This window comes from Micromonospora sp. NPDC050686, assembly GCF_040654475.1.
Taxonomy (GTDB): domain Bacteria; phylum Actinomycetota; class Actinomycetes; order Mycobacteriales; family Micromonosporaceae; genus Micromonospora.
Map to the genome: position 1 here is coordinate 153766 of NZ_JBFAID010000002.1, position 16500 is coordinate 170265.

The 16500-nt window shown below is 73.3% G+C and carries 16 protein-coding genes and 1 tRNA gene; 9 read left to right on the top strand and 8 right to left on the bottom strand.

All coding sequences use genetic code 11. From position 1 onward, the window contains the following. Window positions 1-151: 151 nt before the first annotated feature. The gene (locus AB0H57_RS02865) at window positions 152-799 is read right to left on the bottom strand and encodes a helix-turn-helix domain-containing protein (RefSeq protein ID WP_357501988.1); all 648 of its coding nucleotides are present in this window, start codon (window positions 797-799) and stop codon (window positions 152-154) included. Between the two features lie 63 nt (window positions 800-862). Here AB0H57_RS02865 and cysS point away from each other — a divergent pair, with 63 nt between their 5' ends. Beyond that, on the top strand, window positions 863-2278 hold the full coding sequence (gene cysS, locus AB0H57_RS02870) for a cysteine--tRNA ligase (protein WP_357501990.1): 1416 nt from the start codon (window positions 863-865) through the stop codon (window positions 2276-2278). Continuing rightward, a complete protein-coding gene (gene rlmB / locus AB0H57_RS02875; protein ID WP_357501992.1) occupies window positions 2278-3405 on the top strand; it encodes a 23S rRNA (guanosine(2251)-2'-O)-methyltransferase RlmB in 1128 nt (375 codons plus the stop codon). The genes cysS and rlmB overlap by 1 nt, the downstream gene beginning before the upstream one ends. Before the next feature lie 48 nt (window positions 3406-3453). Here rlmB and AB0H57_RS02880 read toward each other — a convergent pair whose 3' ends face one another. After that, a complete protein-coding gene (locus tag AB0H57_RS02880; RefSeq protein WP_357501993.1) occupies window positions 3454-4059 on the bottom strand; it encodes a hypothetical protein in 606 nt (201 codons plus the stop codon). Window positions 4060-4204: 145 nt separating this feature from the next. Next, window positions 4205-5296, bottom strand: a complete 1092-nt coding sequence (ugpC, locus tag AB0H57_RS02885) for a sn-glycerol-3-phosphate ABC transporter ATP-binding protein UgpC (protein ID WP_357501995.1) — start codon at window positions 5294-5296, stop codon at window positions 4205-4207. Window positions 5297-5652: 356 nt separating this feature from the next. Between ugpC and AB0H57_RS02890 the strand changes: the two genes are divergently transcribed. Continuing rightward, window positions 5653-5729, top strand: a tRNA-Thr gene (locus AB0H57_RS02890). Window positions 5730-5792: 63 nt separating this feature from the next. Here the strand turns inward: AB0H57_RS02890 and AB0H57_RS02895 are convergent. After that, the gene (locus tag AB0H57_RS02895; protein WP_357501997.1) at window positions 5793-6158 is read right to left on the bottom strand and encodes a nuclear transport factor 2 family protein; all 366 of its coding nucleotides are present in this window, start codon (window positions 6156-6158) and stop codon (window positions 5793-5795) included. A 140-nt stretch (window positions 6159-6298) separates the two neighbouring features. On the opposite strand from AB0H57_RS02895, the gene AB0H57_RS02900 reads away from it, so the two are divergent. From AB0H57_RS02900 to AB0H57_RS02915, 4 genes are all read left to right on the top strand, one after another. Next, window positions 6299-6703 (top strand): AraC family transcriptional regulator, encoded by a 405-nt coding sequence (locus AB0H57_RS02900; RefSeq protein ID WP_357501999.1) that lies wholly within the window; start codon window positions 6299-6301, stop codon window positions 6701-6703. A 56-nt stretch (window positions 6704-6759) separates the two neighbouring features. After that, window positions 6760-7179: a VOC family protein gene (locus AB0H57_RS02905; protein ID WP_357502001.1), complete on the top strand. Its 420-nt coding sequence runs from the start codon at window positions 6760-6762 to the stop codon at window positions 7177-7179. 10 nt (window positions 7180-7189) lie between these two features. Beyond that, on the top strand, window positions 7190-7837 hold the full coding sequence (locus tag AB0H57_RS02910) for a DUF998 domain-containing protein (RefSeq protein ID WP_357502003.1): 648 nt from the start codon (window positions 7190-7192) through the stop codon (window positions 7835-7837). Between the two features lie 64 nt (window positions 7838-7901). Further along, entirely contained in the window at window positions 7902-8516 is a 615-nt protein-coding gene (locus AB0H57_RS02915; protein ID WP_357502005.1) for a histidine phosphatase family protein, read from the top strand. 404 nt (window positions 8517-8920) lie between these two features. On the opposite strand, the gene AB0H57_RS02920 is transcribed toward AB0H57_RS02915, so the two are convergent. Continuing rightward, complete coding sequence (locus tag AB0H57_RS02920; RefSeq protein WP_357502007.1) at window positions 8921-9460, bottom strand: hypothetical protein; 540 nt, start codon at window positions 9458-9460, stop codon at window positions 8921-8923. A 215-nt stretch (window positions 9461-9675) separates the two neighbouring features. Here AB0H57_RS02920 and AB0H57_RS02925 point away from each other — a divergent pair, with 215 nt between their 5' ends. Further along, the gene (locus AB0H57_RS02925; protein WP_357502009.1) at window positions 9676-12060 is read left to right on the top strand and encodes a M4 family metallopeptidase; all 2385 of its coding nucleotides are present in this window, start codon (window positions 9676-9678) and stop codon (window positions 12058-12060) included. A 101-nt stretch (window positions 12061-12161) separates the two neighbouring features. Continuing rightward, window positions 12162-12926, top strand: a complete 765-nt coding sequence (locus AB0H57_RS02930) for an enoyl-CoA hydratase/isomerase family protein (protein ID WP_357502011.1) — start codon at window positions 12162-12164, stop codon at window positions 12924-12926. A gap of 205 nt (window positions 12927-13131) precedes the next feature. Here AB0H57_RS02930 and AB0H57_RS02935 read toward each other — a convergent pair whose 3' ends face one another. The 3 genes from AB0H57_RS02935 to AB0H57_RS02945 form a co-directional block, all read right to left on the bottom strand. Further along, window positions 13132-14262 carry a hypothetical protein gene (locus AB0H57_RS02935; RefSeq protein ID WP_357502012.1) on the bottom strand — a complete coding sequence of 377 codons (1131 nt, stop codon included), beginning with the start codon at window positions 14260-14262 and terminating at the stop codon, window positions 13132-13134. A 101-nt stretch (window positions 14263-14363) separates the two neighbouring features. Next, window positions 14364-15890: an FAD-dependent oxidoreductase gene (locus AB0H57_RS02940; protein WP_357502014.1), complete on the bottom strand. Its 1527-nt coding sequence runs from the start codon at window positions 15888-15890 to the stop codon at window positions 14364-14366. 107 nt (window positions 15891-15997) lie between these two features. After that, entirely contained in the window at window positions 15998-16477 is a 480-nt protein-coding gene (locus AB0H57_RS02945; protein ID WP_357502016.1) for an MSMEG_6728 family protein, read from the bottom strand. Window positions 16478-16500 lie beyond the last annotated feature (23 nt).

Here is a 16500-nt window from a genome sequence, read left to right on the forward strand (position 1 = left end):
CCCTGTGGACAACGCGGCCCTCGCCGGTGCCGTGCGGCTGTGGACAACACGCCACTCCATCGACAACTGTGCTAGGGAACCTCGTTGTGGGGGCGAGATGGCGTGGGACGCGGCAGTCGGGTGGCTGGCCGGCCCCGGGCCCACCGGAGGGCTAACCGAGGGCTTCGGCGACCGCGGTCGCGGCGGCCAGCACCTGGGCGCCCACCACGTCCACGTCCAGCGGCGCCAGCGCCACCACCCCGACGCTCGCCTCCAGCCCGGCCACCCCGAGCACCGGCGCCGCCACCCCGTACGCCCCGGCCTGCAGCTCGCCGCTGGTGGCGACCGGTCCCGCCGCGCCGGCCCGCCCGGCGAGGATGGCCCGGCCGGCCGCGCCCCGCTCCAGCGGATGCCGCGCCCCGGTCCGGTACGCCACGTGGAACGACGTCCAGCTCGGCTCCACCACGGCCAGGGCCACCCCCTCGCCGCCCTCGACCACGGTCAGGTGGGCGGTCGCGCCGGCCTGCTCGGCGAGCCTGCGCAGCGCCGGCAGCGCCCCCTCGGCGAGCAGCGGCTGGGCCCGCCGGGCCAGGTGCAGCACCCCGGCGCCGAGCCGCAGCCGGCCGGCGCCGTCGCGGCGCAGCATGCCGTGCGCGGACAGCGCGCCCACCAGCCGGTATACCGCCGCCCGGCCGACGCCCAACCGGTTCGCCGCCTCGGTCACGGTCAACCCGCCGGCCGCGTCCGCGACCAGGTGCAGCAGTCGCAGCCCCCGGTCCAGGGTCTGCGCCGTTTCTCCCGGGCGTGCCGACGTGTCCACAGCACGCAGCGTACGGCCCGGCTCCGGACGACCCGGAAACGCGCGGACGGCTACCCTTGTACGGTGACGCTACGCCTGTATGACACCGCCACCCGATCGGTGCGGGACTTCGTCCCGCGGGAAGCCGGCAAGGTGGGGGTCTACCTGTGTGGTCTCACCCTCCAGGCCCCGCCGCACATCGGCCACCTGCGCTCCGGCGTCAACTACGACGTGCTGCGCCGCTGGCTGCTGGCCCAGGGCTACCAGGTGCGGTTCATCCGCAACGTCACCGACATCGACGACAAGATCCTGGTCAAGGCGCAGGAGCAGGGCCGCCCGTTCTGGTCGATCGCGTACGCCAACGAGTTGATCCTGGCCGAGTCGTACCGGGCGCTGAACGTGCTGCCGCCGACCTACGAGCCGCGGGCCACCGGGCACATCCCGGAGATGCACGAGCTCATCGCCCGGCTGATCGAGACCGGGCACGCCTACCCGGCCACCGACGGCTCCGGCGACGTCTACTTCGACGTGGCCGCCTGGCCGGCGTACGGGTCGCTGTCCGGCCAGTCGCCCGCGGACATGCAGCCCGCCGGGGACGCCCCGGAGCGGGGCAAGCGCGACCCGCGCGACTTCGCCCTCTGGAAGGGCGTCAAGCCGGAGGAGCCGGCGGACGCGTACTGGCCGTCGCCGTGGGGCCGGGGCCGGCCCGGCTGGCACATCGAGTGCTCGGCGATGTGCTGGCGCTACCTGGGTGCCGAGTTCGACATCCACGGCGGCGGGCTGGATCTGATCTTCCCGCACCACGAGAACGAGATCGCCCAGTCGCAGGCCGCCGACCTGCCGTTCGCCCGGTACTGGGTGCACCACGGGCTGCTCAGCATCGGCGGCGCCAAGATGGGCAAGTCGCTGGGCAACGCCCTCGACCTGGCGTACGTGGACTCGCTCGGGGTGCGCCCGGTGGAGCTGCGCTACTACTACGCCGCCGCCCACTACCGGTCCCGGATCGACTACTCGGAGGACTCGCTGCGCGAGGCCGCCGTGGCGTACCGGCGGATCGAGGGCTTCGTCCAGCGCGCCGCCGAGCGGGTGGGTGCCGGGCAGCCCGGCGAGCTGCCGGCCGGGTTCGTCGCCGCGATGGACGACGACCTGAACACCTCCGCCGCCCTGGCGGTGCTGCACGAGGTGGTCCGGGACGGTAACACCGCGCTGGCCACCGGCGACGATGTGACCGTCCGCACGACCGTCGCCGCCACCCGGGGAATGCTGGATATCCTCGGCGTCGACCCCCTCGACCCCGCCTGGACGGGCGGCGGCCGCTCGGACGACCTGCGCGCCGTGGTCGACTCCCTGATCGCGCTGGCCCTGGAGCAGCGCGCCCAGGCCCGAGGCCGCAAGGACTGGGCCGCCGCGGACGCCGTGCGCGACCAGCTCAAGCAGGCCGGCGTGGTGGTCGAGGACACCCCCCAGGGCCCCCGTTGGACTATTGGAGAGCAGGACTGATGCCGGGCAACTCGCAGCGCCGTGGGCGACGACTGACGCCGAAGGCGGGCGCCCCGAAGGGCACCGGCGGCAAGAACCGGGACTCCCTCGCCGGCCGGGGCAAGACCCTGCCGGCCGACGAGCGGCCCTGGCACAAGGCGTACTCGGGCACCGAGAAGCTGCCCCAGCGCACCGCCTGGAAGCAGGACAAGGAGCGCCGGGCGGCGGCCGAGGAGGGGCGGGCGCCCAAGATCGGCCAGCCGGGCACCAAGGACACCACCTGGGGCAAGGGCACCAAGGGCGTCGGCCCGGCCCGGGGCGGTGCGGCCGGTCGCGGCGGCAAGCCCACCGGCCGGGGCGGGCCACGGGTCGCCCCGGGACGCAAGTCCAACCCGACCAAGGACAGCCCGGAGCTGCTGGTCGGCCGGAACCCGGTGCTGGAGTCGCTGCGCGCCCAGGTGCCGGCGACCGCCCTCTACACCGCGCAGGGCATCGACGTCGACGACCGGGTCAAGGAGATCGTCCGGACGGCCGCCGACCGGGGCATCGCCATCCTGGAGATCAGCCGGGCGGAGCTGGACCGGATGACCGGCGGGGTGCTGCACCAGGGCATCGGCCTCCAGGTGCCGCCGTTCGCCTACGAGTCGTTCGAGGACCTGATGGCGGCCTCGCTGGAGCAGGCCGCGCCGCTGCTGGTCGCGCTGGACGGGGTCACCGACCCGCGCAACCTGGGTGCGGTCATCCGGTCCGCCGCCGCGTTCGGCGCGCAGGGTGTCTTCGTACCCGAGCGGCGGGCCGCCGGGATCACCGCGACCGCCTGGCGGACCAGCGCCGGCGCGGCCGCGCGGGTCCCGGTCGCCCAGGTCACCAACCTGACCCGGTCGCTCAAGGCGTGCAAGGATGCCGGCTTCGTCGTGGTCGGGCTGGACGCCGACGGCGACACCGACCTGTACGACCTGGCGGCCGCGGTCGGCCCGCTGGTCGTGGTGGTCGGCTCGGAGGGGCGCGGCCTGTCCCGCCTGGTCGGCGAGACCTGCGACCTGACCGTCAGCATCCCGATGATCTCCGAGGTGGAGTCGCTCAACGCCAGCGTCGCCGCCGCGGTGACCCTCGCCGAGGTGGCCCGCCGCCGCGCCTCAGAGGCCTGACCGCACCACCGGCACGGGCCGCCCGCACGTCGGGGCGGCCCGTCGCCGTCAGATCTGCCGGCTCCAGGCCACCACGAGCAGCACGGCGACCAGCGAGATCAGCACGGTCGCCGGGACCAGCCAACCGGCCCGGCGGGCACCGTGCAGGGCGAGGGTGAGCCGCTGGTGCACGGCCGCGACGCCGGCCAGCGCCGCCAGCGCCGCAACCGTGAACGGGATGCCCACCAGGAAGTGCGCCAGCCACGCTCCGGCGCGGGTCGGGCCACCCCACGACGTGTCGTAGGGGCCGGGATCGACCACCCCGTACAACGCCCCGCGTAGCACCATCAGCAGCACCACCCCGAGCGGGACCAGGGCCGCCGTGCCGAGCAGCAGGCTCGCCACGGCGTGCGCGGCGACGGCCACCGCACCGGGCGCCGGACCCTCGGGAACCCGTTCCGCCACCGGCAGCACCCCCCGCAACCGCCACCACCGGGCCGCCGCCGACCGGCTCCGTCCGGTGAGCGCGCCCGCCAGGGCGGCCAGCGCCAGCGGGAGCAGCGCCGCGGCGTACACCAGGCTGCGGCCGGCGGTGGCGACCAGCCGGCGGGTGCGCGGCGGTCGCCCGCCGTCGCGGTCGGTCTCCGGTCGGGTACGAATGGGGTTCGGTGGCATCCTGCTCTCCCGTGCTCGGCGGTGTGCCCGAAGGGTAGGAGTGCGAACGGGCCCACCGCGTCACCCCGGGGAGGCAGATCCGGCGTCATACCCGGGTACGACGAAGGGGCGGCCCGCCGCAGCGGACCGCCCCTTCGTGCCTACGTCAGATCCGGTTGCCGGACGCGGCGTTGAAGACGTGGCTGCGACCCTGGCGCGGCTTGACGAACACGGTGTCGCCCATGTTCGGCATGGTCCGGCGGTCGGTGCGGACCACGAAGCGCTCGTTGACGCCCTCCAGCGCGGCGTGCCCGTAGACGTTGGCGTCCGAGCCGAGGTCCTCGACCAGCTCGACCACGACCGGCATGCCGCCCTCGGTCGGGCTGACCAGGTCGCAGTCCTCCGGGCGGAAGCCAACCGTCACCTTGCCGTTGCCGCCCTCGGCCTGCGCCGCCTCGATCTGCTCCCGGGTCAGCGGGATGTGCAGGTCGGCGAAGGCGGCGCCCTGCTCGCTCAGCGGCACGGTCTTGATGTTCATGGCGGGGGAGCCCATGAAGCCGGCGACGAAGACGTTGGCCGGGCTGTCGTACAGCGCCCGCGGGGTGTCCACCTGCTGGAGCACGCCGTCGAGCATGACGGCCACCCGGTGGCCCATGGTCATGGCCTCGACCTGGTCGTGGGTCACGTAGACCGTGGTGACGCCCAGCTTGGCCTGCAGCGAGGCGATCTGGGTACGGGTCTGCACCCGGAGCTTGGCGTCGAGGTTCGACAGCGGCTCGTCCATCAGGAAGACCTGCGGCTCGCGGACGATGGCGCGGCCCATCGCGACCCGCTGGCGCTGACCGCCGGAGAGCGCCTTCGGCTTGCGGTTGAGGTATTCCTCCAGCTGGAGCAGCGCGGCCGCCTCCTTGACCCGCCGGTCGATCTCCGCCTTAGACGTCTTGCGCAGCTTGAGCGCGAACGCCATGTTCTCGTACACCGTCATGTGCGGGTAGAGGGCGTAGTTCTGGAAGACCATCGCGATGTCGCGGGCCTTCGGCGGCAGGTGGGTGACGTCGCGGTCGTCGATGTAGATGGCGCCCTCGTCGACGTCCTCCAGGCCGGCGAGCATGCGCAGGCTGGTGGACTTGCCGCAACCGGAGGGGCCGACCAGGACGAGGAACTCGCCGTCGCCGATCTCCAGGTCGAGCTTGTTGACGGCGGGCCGCTCGGTGCCCGCGTAGATGCGGGACGCCTTGGCGTAGGTGACCGTAGCCATGGTGGGTGCTTCCTTTCACCGGCAGGAACGTGCCGGACGATCCGAGTGAAGGAGCGGCCGGCACCCAGGGTGCCAGCCCCACGGACGGCCCGGGCGGGGGCGCCGGTGTGTCGTCCGTGTCACTGCACCGTAAACGGCTTTCCCTGTGGTGCCAAGACGGGGAGCAGCCGGTGGGACGGGCGGCATACGCATACCGGTCAGTCAGGCGCAGGCGGGCATCAATCCCCACGCTTCGCCGGTTCGGCGGGCGTCGAATCGACGGCCGCAACGGCGGGAAGTTGACGTTTCCGGTGCTCGGGGTGCCTGGCGAGGGTGAATTTCGGACCCCAGTCGCTATGCTGACGACGACGACACCCGCCCCTGTAGCTCAGCTGGCCAGAGCACTCGCCTTGTAAGCGAGATGTCGCCGGTTCGATCCCGGCCGGGGGCTCCAATTTCCACCGGCGTCCGGTGGTGGCCGGCGGTGCCGAGCCGCTCGGCCCGAGCGCGTGCGCCCTCAGCTCCGGATTACCATGTCGGCCACCAGACCGTCGACGAAACGGTAGACGTGCCGGACCGTGTCCTCGGCGATGACGGTCGTCCCCGCCCGGTTTCGCACCACCTGGTGCACGGTCACATTGATCCAGCCGTCCTCCTCGACGTCGAAGGCCACCGGCCGCACGATCGGGTCGATCTCGGCCCACTGGCGCGTCCAGTAGTCGCGTACCTGCTGGTGTCCGCGCACCATGCCGCCCTCCCAGCCGTTTGGCCACGACACGTCCGGCGCCAGCGCCGTAAGCAGCGTCGGCAGGTCCCGCCGGTTGAAGGCCGCGTAGAGCTGGTCGAGGAGCTGCTGGTGCTTCAGCGGTTTCTCCCGGTCCATCCGGTCAGTGTCGGCGCTGCGTCGCTCAGTGGGAGTCCGGTTAGCGGTGGGCAGAAAAGCGCGGACCGGCCGCGCACCTTTGGGCGCCGGTCGGAGGGCGGCTACCGTGCAGGTGTGCTGACCCTGTGGGCACGGTCCCGATGAGTCGGGCGACGGAGGAGTCGAACCGGGCGATGCTGCGCGCCCGGGACGCGATGGACCGGGCGTACGCCGATCCGCTGGACGTCCCGGCCCTGGCCCGGATCGCGCACGTCTCCGCGGCGCACTTCATCCGGACGTTCCGGGCCACGTTCGGCGAGACCCCGCACCGCTACCTGCAACGGCGCCGGATCGAGCGGGCGATGGCGATGCTGGTGGAGTCCGACCGGGACGTGACCGACATCTGCTACGCGGTGGGCTTCGGCAGTCTCGGCACGTTCAGCCGGACCTTCCGCGACATCGTCGGTGAGTCGCCCAGCGAGTTCCGTCGGCGCCGGTCGACGCCCGCCGGGAATGTGCCGAGCTGCTTTGCCAAGGCCTGGACCCGTCCGAGCAGTTTTGGGTGAGTAGCCCGTCAGTTTTGGATAAGCAGCAGGTCAGGGGCGGGTTCTACCGTGATCGCATGACGATGAACGCGGTCACCCGCTCCCAGATCTACGTCCTCGACCAGGACCAGGCCCTCGACTTCTACGTCGGCAAGCTCGGCTTCGAGGTGAACACCGACCAGGACCTCGGCTTCATGCGCTGGCTGACGGTCAACCTGCCCGGCCAGCCCGACCGGGAGATCCTGCTGGAGAAGCCCGGCGCGCCGGCGTTGGACCCGGCCACCGCCGAGCAGGTGCGGGACCTGCTCACCAAGGGCGCGCTCGGTGGCTGGCTGAGCATCACCACCGACGACGCCCGCAAGACGTACGAGGATCTGGTCGCCAAGGGCGTCGACATCACCGACGAGCCGACCGAGCGGCCGTACGGGATCGACTTCGGCATCCGGGACCCCTTCGGCAACCGGATCCGCATCGGCCAGATGTTCCCGCGGGCCTGAGGGAACGGCGATGTCCGCGACGATCTCCCTTGCCGAGGTACGGCCGGCCGTCGGCCGGGATCGGCTGCGGCTGGCCGGCGGCGTCCTCGCCGGCCCGGTCTTCGTGGTGTCGGCCCTGGCGCAGGGCCTCACCCGGGACGGCTTCGATTTCCGGCGGCATCCGGTCAGCATGCTGAGCACCGGCGTGCTGGGCTGGATCCAGATCACCACGTTCCTGGTGACCGGGGCGCTCTGCGTGGGCGCCGCGCTCGCCCTGCGCCGGTCGGTCGCCTCGACCTGGGTACCGCGGCTGCTCCTGCTCTGGGGGTTCGGGCTGATGGCCGCGGGTGTCTTCGCCGCCGACCCCGCCGACGGCTTTCCCGCCGGCACGCCCCGCGGCGCGGGGCAGATCAGCTGGCACGGTGGCCTGCACTTCCTGGTGGCGGCGGTCGCCTTCGTCTCGCTGATCGTCGCGACGTTCGTGGTGGCGCGGAACAGCGCGCCGCAGGGCCGGCCGTGGGCCGTGGCGAGCGCGCTGGTCGGCGGGTTCTTCGCGGTGGCCTGGGTCGCGCTGATCGCGGTGCCCGGCCCGGTGGCGATGGTCGCCTTCGGGGTGGCGGTGACCGCCGGCTGGGCCTGGGTCGCCGCCACCTTCGCCCGGGCGCTGCGCCCGGACTGAGCGGGCCGGGATCGGTCGGGAGGCGCGGGTTAGTCTCGTGCCTCCCGACCGCGATGAGGTGACCATGGGTGTCCGACTGCTCTACCTGGCCCGGCACGGCGAGCAGGACCGGTCGGAGGTGGAGTTGCCGGAGGTCGGGCTCTCGGAGCGCGGGCGCCGCCAGGCCGAGCTGCTCGGCGAACGGATGCGCGGGGTGCCGCTCGCGGCCGTCCACCACGGACCGCTGGCCCGGGCCGCGGAGACGGCCACGCTGGTCGCCCGGTCGCTGCCGGGAGTTCCGGTGTACGCCACCGAGCTGGCCGGGGACCACCTGCCGCACGACACCGATCCGGCGGGCCTGCCGCCCGCGTACGCGAGGGTGTTGGGTGGCTACTCGCCGGCCGAGCGGGTCGACGGGCCGCGGGTGACCGCGGCGGCGGTGGACCGGTTCGCCACCGCACCGGCCGACGGCGAGGTACGCGAGCTGCTGGTCACGCACAGCTTCCTGATCGCCTGGCTGGTGCGGCACGCCCTGGACGCCCCGCCGGCTCGCTGGCTGGGGATCAACCTGCACAACGCCGGGCTGACGGTGATCCGGTACAGCTCGGGCGGGCCGCCCAACCTGATCGCGGTCAACGACGTGGCCCACCTGCCGCCGGAGCTGCGCGCCACCGGTCTGCCCGCCGACTATCGCGTGTAGCGGCCCGGAGAACGCCCTCCGTCGCCCGCACCCTCGACCTGGCGACCCGCCCTCCGCCCCGGCCTGCCCTCCGCCCCGGCCGGCGTCCCCGGTTTGCGCTCGGGCGGTGCGGGCCACGTCGGCCGACCGAAGTCCACCTCCGTGCCTTTGCTCTGCTTCAGCGCACGCAACAGTTACCATGCGTCACCGGTGCCCGCCGGGTCTCGATCCGCATCGCAGCTGGTCAGGCCGGGTGTTGCGGTGGGTGAAGCAGAGCAAAGGCGAACGACGGGCCGCCAGGAGGCGGGCCGGCCGGTCACGTACCGTCAGCAGATCGGTCGTGGCCGGCCGTGCGCGCCTGGGTCGTGGGTCAGCGGGCCTGGACCGCTGAGCCCGGCGGCGTCCTCCTCAGCTCCGCCCGGGCCTCACCAGCCGGTGACCTCGGCGAGCAGTTCGACCACGGCCGCGGTCGCCGCGGCTCGGCCGGCGGCGTCCGGGCAGTCGACGTAGCCGGTCACCCGTTGCCCCACGGTGAGCTGGTAGGTGAACGCGTCCGCACAGTCCACGGGGCCGGTGGTGGACGTCGCGGCCTCGGTGGCGAGCCCCGGGGCGGCCAGCAGGTCCCACAGCCGGTTGAGGTCGGTCGGGTCGACCTGGCCGGTGCGCCGCGACCCGTCGCGCTCCACGCTGGTCCACCCGCCGTCGGGCTCGACGGTGAGCGTGTCGCCGCGTCCGGCGAAGCCGCCGGTCCGGGTAAGCACCACCCGGGCGGCCGCCAGGGGGGCGGTGGAGGCGGTGGACGGCTGCGGGGCGGCCGACGTGCCGGCGGCGGGGCTCGCCGTGGCGCCGGCGCTCGGGTCGGCGGGGCCCGACGTGGCGCCGGGGACGCTCGCCGGGCCGGACGGTGCGGACGACGGCCCTGGTCCGGCCGGGTCGGTCGCTGAGCAACCGCTCAGGAGCAGCAATGCCGCGACGATCTTGACAAGGGTCCCGGGGGTTGATCTCATGCCTCGTCAGACGCGCGAAGGCGATGTCGGGTTCCCCCCCGACCTGGGTCGCCTCCTCCGAACGGTCACTGTCGCCGGCTCGCAGCGTCTCCCCCCTTCTCTTTTCGGCGGTGTATCAGTATATCTACATGCGTGACTACCCCCGTCACACATCTCCCCCATCAGGAGGGCACGTGAAAAGACCCCTCGCCGCCGTCAGTGCAGCGCTGCTCACCAGCGGCCTGCTGACCTGCGTCGCCACCCCCGCGGCGCAAGCGGCCACCCCGGGCGCCCCCGCCCCCGCCCCAGCGGCCAGCGCCGCCGGCATCCTCGCCAGCAACCCCGGTGCCGTCCAGGGCGCCAGCGGCGAGGCGTACCAGGCGCACCGGACGAAGGTGGACGCGAACGGCGCCTCGCACACCCGCTACACCCGGACCTACCACGGCCTGCGCGTCTACGGCGGTGACTTCGTCATCCACACCGCCCCGAACGGCGCGTACGCCGGCACCTCGGTGGGTCTGGCCGCCCCGCTCACCCTCTCCACCGCCCCGAAGGTCACCTCGGCGGCGGCCACGCAGGCCACCCGGAAGGCATTCGAAGGCTCGCTCACCGCTGTGGGCACCCCCGAGCTCTTCGTCGACGCCAGCTCGGGCAAGGGTCGGCTGGCCTGGGAGACGGTCGCCACCGGCTGGCAGGCCGACCAGCAGACCCCGTCGAAGCTGCACGTGATCACCGACGCCGTCACCGGCAAGATGATCGGCTCGTACGACGAGATCGAGACGGTCGCCGGCACGGGCAACGGCATCTACACCGGCACGGTGAGCATCGACACCACGCTCTCCGGCAGCACGTACTCGATGGTCGACCCGTCGCACGGCAACGGCCGCACCTGCGACATGAACAACGGCACCTCGAGCTGCACCACGTTCACCGATGCCGACAACACCTGGGGCACCGGCAGCAACTCCAACCGGCAGTCCGCCGCGGTGGACGCGCACTTCGGCGCCGCCAAGACGTTCGACTACTTCAAGAACGTGCACGGCCGCAACGGCATCTTCGGCAACGGCAGCGGCGTGCCCAGCCGGGTGCACTACGGCAACAACTACGTCAACGCGTTCTGGGACGGCGCGCAGATGACGTACGGCGACGGCTCCAGCAACTCCCGCCCGCTGGTCTCCCTCGACGTGGCCGGGCACGAGATGAGCCACGGCGTCACCGAGGCCGTCGCCGGCCTGGTCTACTCCGGCGAGTCGGGCGGGCTGAACGAGTCCACCAGCGACATCTTCGGCAACATGGTGGAGTTCTACGCCGCCGCGCCCAGCGACCCGGGTGACTACCAGGTCGGCGAGAAGATCAACATCAACGGCAACGGTACGCCGCTGCGCTACATGTACAACCCGTCGCTGGACGGCAAGTCGCACTCCTGCTGGTCCTCCACCACCAAGAGCGTCGACGTGCACTACTCGTCCGGCGTGGGCAACCACTTCTACTTCAACCTGGCCGAGGGCACCGGCGCCACCGCGTACGGCACCTCGCCGGTCTGCGGCTCCGCCCCGGCGGTGACCGGCATCGGCCGGGCCAAAGCGGAGAAGATCTGGTACCGGGCGCTCGACGTGTACTTCACCTCGAACACGTCGTACGTCAACACCACCACCCCGTCGAACACCGCCCGGGCGTACACCCTGCGGGCGGCGACCGACCTGTACGGCAGCTGCTCCACCGAGTACAAGGCCGTCCAGGCGGCGTGGACCGCGGTGGCCGTCTCCGGCAACGACGCGCCCTGCTCGACCGGGAACGACTTCTCCGTCTCGCTCTCCCCGACCTCCGGCTCGGTGACCGCGGGCGGCGCGGTCAGCACCACCGTCGGCACCGCCGTCACCAGCGGCAGCGCCCAGACCGTCACGCTGTCGGCCGCCGGCCTGCCGAGCGGCGCGTCCGCGTCGTTCAACCCGGCCTCGGTGACCGCGGGCGGCTCGTCCACCCTCACCATCACCACCTCGTCGAGCACCCCGACCGGCACCTACTCGGTCACCGTCACCGGCACCGGCTCGGTGACCCGTACGGCGACCTACACGCTGACGGTCAACGGCCCGGGTGGCGGCTGCACCGGCGCCGGCCAGAAGCTGGGCAATCCCGGCTTCGAGTCCGGCAACACGGTGTGGACGGCCAGCTCGGGCGTGATCACCAGCTCGGCCAGCCAGCCGGCCCGCACCGGCTCGTACAAGGCCTGGCTGGACGGGTACGGCAGCAGCCACACCGACACGCTCTCCCAGGCGGTGAGCCTGCCGGCCGGCTGCACCTCGTACAACTTCAGCTTCTACCTGCACATCGACTCGGCCGAGACGACCAGCACCACGGCGTACGACACGCTGCGGGTGCAGGTGCTCAACTCGTCCGGGACGGTGCTGGCGACCCTGGCCACGTACTCGAACCTGAACAAGGCCACCGGGTACACCCTGCGGTCGTTCTCGCTGGCCTCGTACGCCGGCCAGACCGTGACGCTGAAGTTCACCGGCACGGAGGACGTGTCGCTGCAGACCTCCTTCGTCATCGACGACACCGCGGTCAACGTCTCCTGACCTGACCTGATGTCGGCGGGCCCGGCGCCCACCCCTCGCGGGTGGGCGTCGGGCCCGCGCCGTTATGGTCGGCGCGAACCGCCGCCAACCAGGGGGAGCAGATGTCGGACGCGGAGCTGACCGTCGAGGTGACCGGGCCGGTGGCGACGGTGACGATCCACAACCCGGCGCGGCGCAACGCGATGACCGCGGCGATGTGGCGGCAGCTGCCCACCCTGCTCGACGGGCTGGAGGACGACCCGGCCGTGCGGGTGCTGGTGCTCACCGGGGCGAACGGCACCTTCTGCGCCGGGGCCGACCTGGGCGATCTGGACGAGCTGCTGGACGCCGGGGACGTCAGCATCGCGGTGGCCGCCGAGGAGCGGCTCGCCGGCTTCGCCAAGCCCACCGTCGCCGTGATCGAGGGCGCCTGCGTGGGCGGCGGTTGTCAGCTCGCCGTCGGCTGCGACCTGCGGATCGCCGCCGAGGGGGCCCGATTCGGCGTACCCCCGGCCCGGTTGGGGTTGGTCTATCCGGCCCCGACCACCCGGCGGCTGGCCCGGCTGGTCGGGCCGTCCGCCGCGAAGTACCTGCTCTTCACCGGCGAGCTGATCGACGCGGAGCGGGCGCTGCGGGTCGGCCTGGTCGACGAGCTGCTGCCGGCGGACCGGCTGGCCGGGCGGGTCGGCGAGGTCACCGCGGCGATCAGCGCCCGCTCCCAGCTCAGCGTCGCGGCGGCGAAGGAGATCGTGGACGGCCGGGCCGGCGACGACCGGATCGCCTGGTGGCATCGGCAGGTCCGGGACAGCGGTGAGGCCCGGGAGGGGCTGGCGGCGGCCAACGAACGCCGCCCGCCGCGCTTCGGCTGGGCCCCGCCCGGCCGGTAAGGAGGGCGCCCGTGTTGACGCATTCTGCATAGCAGGGGCCCCGCTTGACCGTTTGACCCACGCGGTCGTGTTCTGTGGGCCTGGCGGCGCGGTCTTCTCCGGGCCAACCGCAGGTCGCGGCTCGGGGCGCTGCCGTGGTCCCGGAGCCGTGAGCTGGCCCGGCAGGTACGGCGTGGCGAACCGGTGGCCGGCGAGGACCCGGGTATCACTCGCCGGTCTCGAGTCGGCGTAGCGGCTCGTTGAGCTGGCGGACCATCCGGACCACGAGCAGTCCGTCGAGCAGGGGACGGTTGATCTGGCCGGCGGCGGCGAGCGCCGGCCGGGAGACCGAGCGCCAGATGGCGGCCAGCCCGCCGCCCAGCCCCACCAGGGCGATCGCGCCGCGGGTGGCGGGGGAGCCGCTCGCCGCCACGGCGCTGACCGTCACCACCGCGAGCAGCACGCCGAGCAGCGGCAGCAGGACCGGGCGGAAGATGCCACGGGTGGTGTCCACGACGAGCTTCCGGTCCCGGATCACCAGTTTCCGGGCGACCACGGCGTAGTCCTCCTCGTCGAGCAGGTCGCGCGGGTCCAGCCCACCGGTGAGGAGGCCCCGCCACAGCTCGCCCTGGTCGCGCAGCGCGCGGCGCACCTCGCTGGTCCCGCAGTGGTCGGCGCCCCAGTGGCGCACCGCCCGGGTCCAGGCCAGCAACGAGCCGCGTACCACCTCGGCGGCGTAACGGGGCAGCACGCTGGCCAGCGTCTCCAGCCAGTGGCAGAGCTGCACCGGCCGCCCGTCGAACCGGGGCGGGATCGGGTCGTGCTGGCAGCGCCGGACGGTGTCGGCCAGCGACCGGCCGAGCCGGTACGCCAGCCCGACCCGGTTGTTGATCGCCATCGTCCAGCGCAGCACGTCCATGTTCAGGTCGTCGAGGGCGTCCAGCAGTTCCCGGGTCTGCGGCCCGGACGGCTCGTCGGTCGCGCCCAGCCGGGTGCGGACGGCCTGCGTCGAGGGCCGGGGACGGCGGTCGCGTACGGTCGCGGCGATCTTGTCCAGCGCGACGTCGGCGCCGTCGAGGTACATGCGCAGGCGCCGGCCCGCCGGCATGCCACTGAAGTTGGTGAGCTTGCGGGCCGTGCCGTCGGTCGGCGTCGCGTCCGCGTCGGCGTCCTCCGGCGCGAGGACGTACCCGTGTTGGAGGGTGTGGAAGGCGTCGGCCAGCCACCAGCCCAGGTGCAGCGCGGTCGCCACGCAGGCCCGTTCGTCGGCCTGCCCGGCCGGCGGCCCGTCCGGTGAACCGTCCCGGCCGTCGACGTCGGCCCGGACCTCCCACCGCAGCTGCCCGGCTGGTTGCACGTGCCTCCTCCGTGGCCGCCGCCCCGGACGGAGTGGCACGACCGAACGGGACAATCGTAACCAAACCGGTACATCAACCGAGGCTGATCCGGCGAATCGGGTCAGCGCCAGGCGAGCAGGCCGCGGGGCCGAACCGAGTGGACCCGCTCGGCGGCGGCACCCTCGGCGCGCAGGATGTGGTTGGCCGCGATGATCCCGGTGGCCGCCGAGCGTTCCATCAGCGCGCTCGGGAACTCCGTCCGGATGCCGTCGCCGGCCAGGTAGAGGCCGTCGGCGTCGGTGCGTACGCCCGGCCGCCCGGCGTGGCTGCCCGGGGTGAAGGCCGGCGCCTGCGCCTCCACCCGGGCACGCAGCTCGCGGACCCGCAGGTCGGCGGCCTCCGGCCAGAGCTCCACCAGCTCCGCCCGCATCCGCTCGGCCAGCACCTCCGCCGGCACGCCCGCGTCGCAGGCGTACGCGTGCAGCTCGACCACCGAGCCGCCGGTGCGCGCGGCCCAGCGGCGCGGCTCGTCCTCCAGCCGGTGGTAGAGGGTCACCGAGTCCAGCGTCGCCTGCCGGGACACCCCGCTGAACACCGCCCGGTCCGGCCGCACGTCGCCGTCCATCCAGTACCGGGCCACCGCGTACGGCGGACCCGGCGCGCCGAACGCCGGCACCCGCGCCACCAGCCGGGGCGCCGCCCCGCCCAGCACCGGCGAACCGGCGACCAGCCCGGCCAGCGCCGGCGGGTCGACCGCGAGCACCACGTGCCGGGCCTCGTGCACGTCCCCTCCGACGGTGCTGACCCGCCAGCCGTCCGGCGTACGGTCCAACCGGGTGGCCGGGGTGCCGGTCCGCACCCGGCCGCCGTGCTTCTCGACGTGCCGGCTCAGCGGCCCCCAGATCGCCGTCGCGTAGTCCCGGTCCGGGCAGTCGAAGGCCAGCCCCTCCGGGTTGCCCAGCAGGTAAAAGTGGAACTGGGCGATCATCTCGGCCGCCGACATCTCCGCCTCGTGGTTGAAGAACGAGTGGGAGAAGACCTCGAACAGCATGGCCCGGGCCCGGTCCGGCAGCCGCAGCGAGCCGAGCAGCGCGTCGGCGGTGGTGGCGTCGAACTCGGCGTAGGTGCGCTCCGGGTGGTACGTGAGCAGCGGCAACGCGGCGTCCCGGTCCATCGCACACAGGTCGGCCAGGCGCAGGCTGGGGCTGCGGGCCAGTAGCGTCAGCAGGTTCATCGGCGGCGCCGGGGGCAGCCTGCCGAACTCCTCCGTCGGCCACCGCCCGGACAGGATCGGATAGCCGGGGATCGGCTTGAGGAAATCCAGTCGCGGGTCGGCCCGGCGCAGGATCGACCGCCAGTTGTAGTACTGCCGGAAGAACGCGTGAAAGCCGTGCTCGTTCATCTGCTCGCCGTCACCGAGCGGCTCCGGCCAGGCACCCAGCCGGCCGCCGAGCGTCGGCCCGGCCTCCAGCACGGTGACCCGTACGCCCCGCTCGGCGAGCACCACCGCCGCCGACATGCCGGCGATCCCGCCACCGACCACCACCGCCTCGACCGGGCGGGGCACCCGGGGCGCGCCGCCGCCACCCGGGTCCACCACGTGCCGGCGTACCCCGATGAGCCGGCCGACCACCTGCGACAGCGCCATCCCCACCCTCCCGCCCCAGTCTGCCTGAGGTGTGAGGAGGGGGCCCCTTTTAAGGCTTTCCGCGGCGGGGCCCTTATTAACACCAAGTCAATAAGGGCCCCCGCCTTTCATCCCGGGCAGCGGCGGGGGCGGTCGGAGGGGGGCCAGACGTACTCCAGGTCGGGCGGGACGTCGCCGAATAAGGGCCGGTAGTGCTCCGGGTCCTTGCGCAGCAGCGACGATCGGTGGCTCCGGTGCAGGTCCTCCCGCCCCAGCCAGGGCGGCAGCTCACCGGCGGCGGCCAACTCGGGCTGGGTACGGACCAGGTCCAGCCCGCAGGCGGTGGCGAGGTCGGTGGTGAGGGTGGCGGCACAGGTGTCCGCCCGGCCGGGCTCGCACCACACCGCGCAGACGTCCAGCCCGTACCGGACCAGCGTCTCCTCGTAGCCGGCCCACATCCGCACCGCCGGGTGGTTGCGCCAGCCGTAGCCGGGCCGGGTCAACCCGCGCAGCACCTGGATCGCCTCCACCCGCTGCTTGCCGAGGCGCCGCTGGTCCAGCGTGCGGGCGCTGGCCAGGAAGTCCGGGTACGGCAGGAAGGTCTGCACGACGCCTGCTCTACCCGTACCCC

Coding starts and splice junctions, on each gene's coding strand:
- AB0H57_RS02915 (WP_357502005.1), top strand. CDS start 7,902: ATGGGTGTCCGACTGCTCTACCTGGCCCGGCACGGCGAGCAGGACCGG.
- AB0H57_RS02940 (WP_357502014.1), bottom strand. CDS start 15,890: ATGGCGCTGTCGCAGGTGGTCGGCCGGCTCATCGGGGTACGCCGGCAC.
- AB0H57_RS02900 (WP_357501999.1), top strand. CDS start 6,299: ATGAGTCGGGCGACGGAGGAGTCGAACCGGGCGATGCTGCGCGCCCGG.
- AB0H57_RS02910 (WP_357502003.1), top strand. CDS start 7,190: ATGTCCGCGACGATCTCCCTTGCCGAGGTACGGCCGGCCGTCGGCCGG.
- AB0H57_RS02880 (WP_357501993.1), bottom strand. CDS start 4,059: ATGCCACCGAACCCCATTCGTACCCGACCGGAGACCGACCGCGACGGC.
- AB0H57_RS02905 (WP_357502001.1), top strand. CDS start 6,760: ATGACGATGAACGCGGTCACCCGCTCCCAGATCTACGTCCTCGACCAG.
- rlmB (WP_357501992.1), top strand. CDS start 2,278: ATGCCGGGCAACTCGCAGCGCCGTGGGCGACGACTGACGCCGAAGGCG.
- AB0H57_RS02895 (WP_357501997.1), bottom strand. CDS start 6,158: ATGGACCGGGAGAAACCGCTGAAGCACCAGCAGCTCCTCGACCAGCTC.
- ugpC (WP_357501995.1), bottom strand. CDS start 5,296: ATGGCTACGGTCACCTACGCCAAGGCGTCCCGCATCTACGCGGGCACC.
- AB0H57_RS02930 (WP_357502011.1), top strand. CDS start 12,162: ATGTCGGACGCGGAGCTGACCGTCGAGGTGACCGGGCCGGTGGCGACG.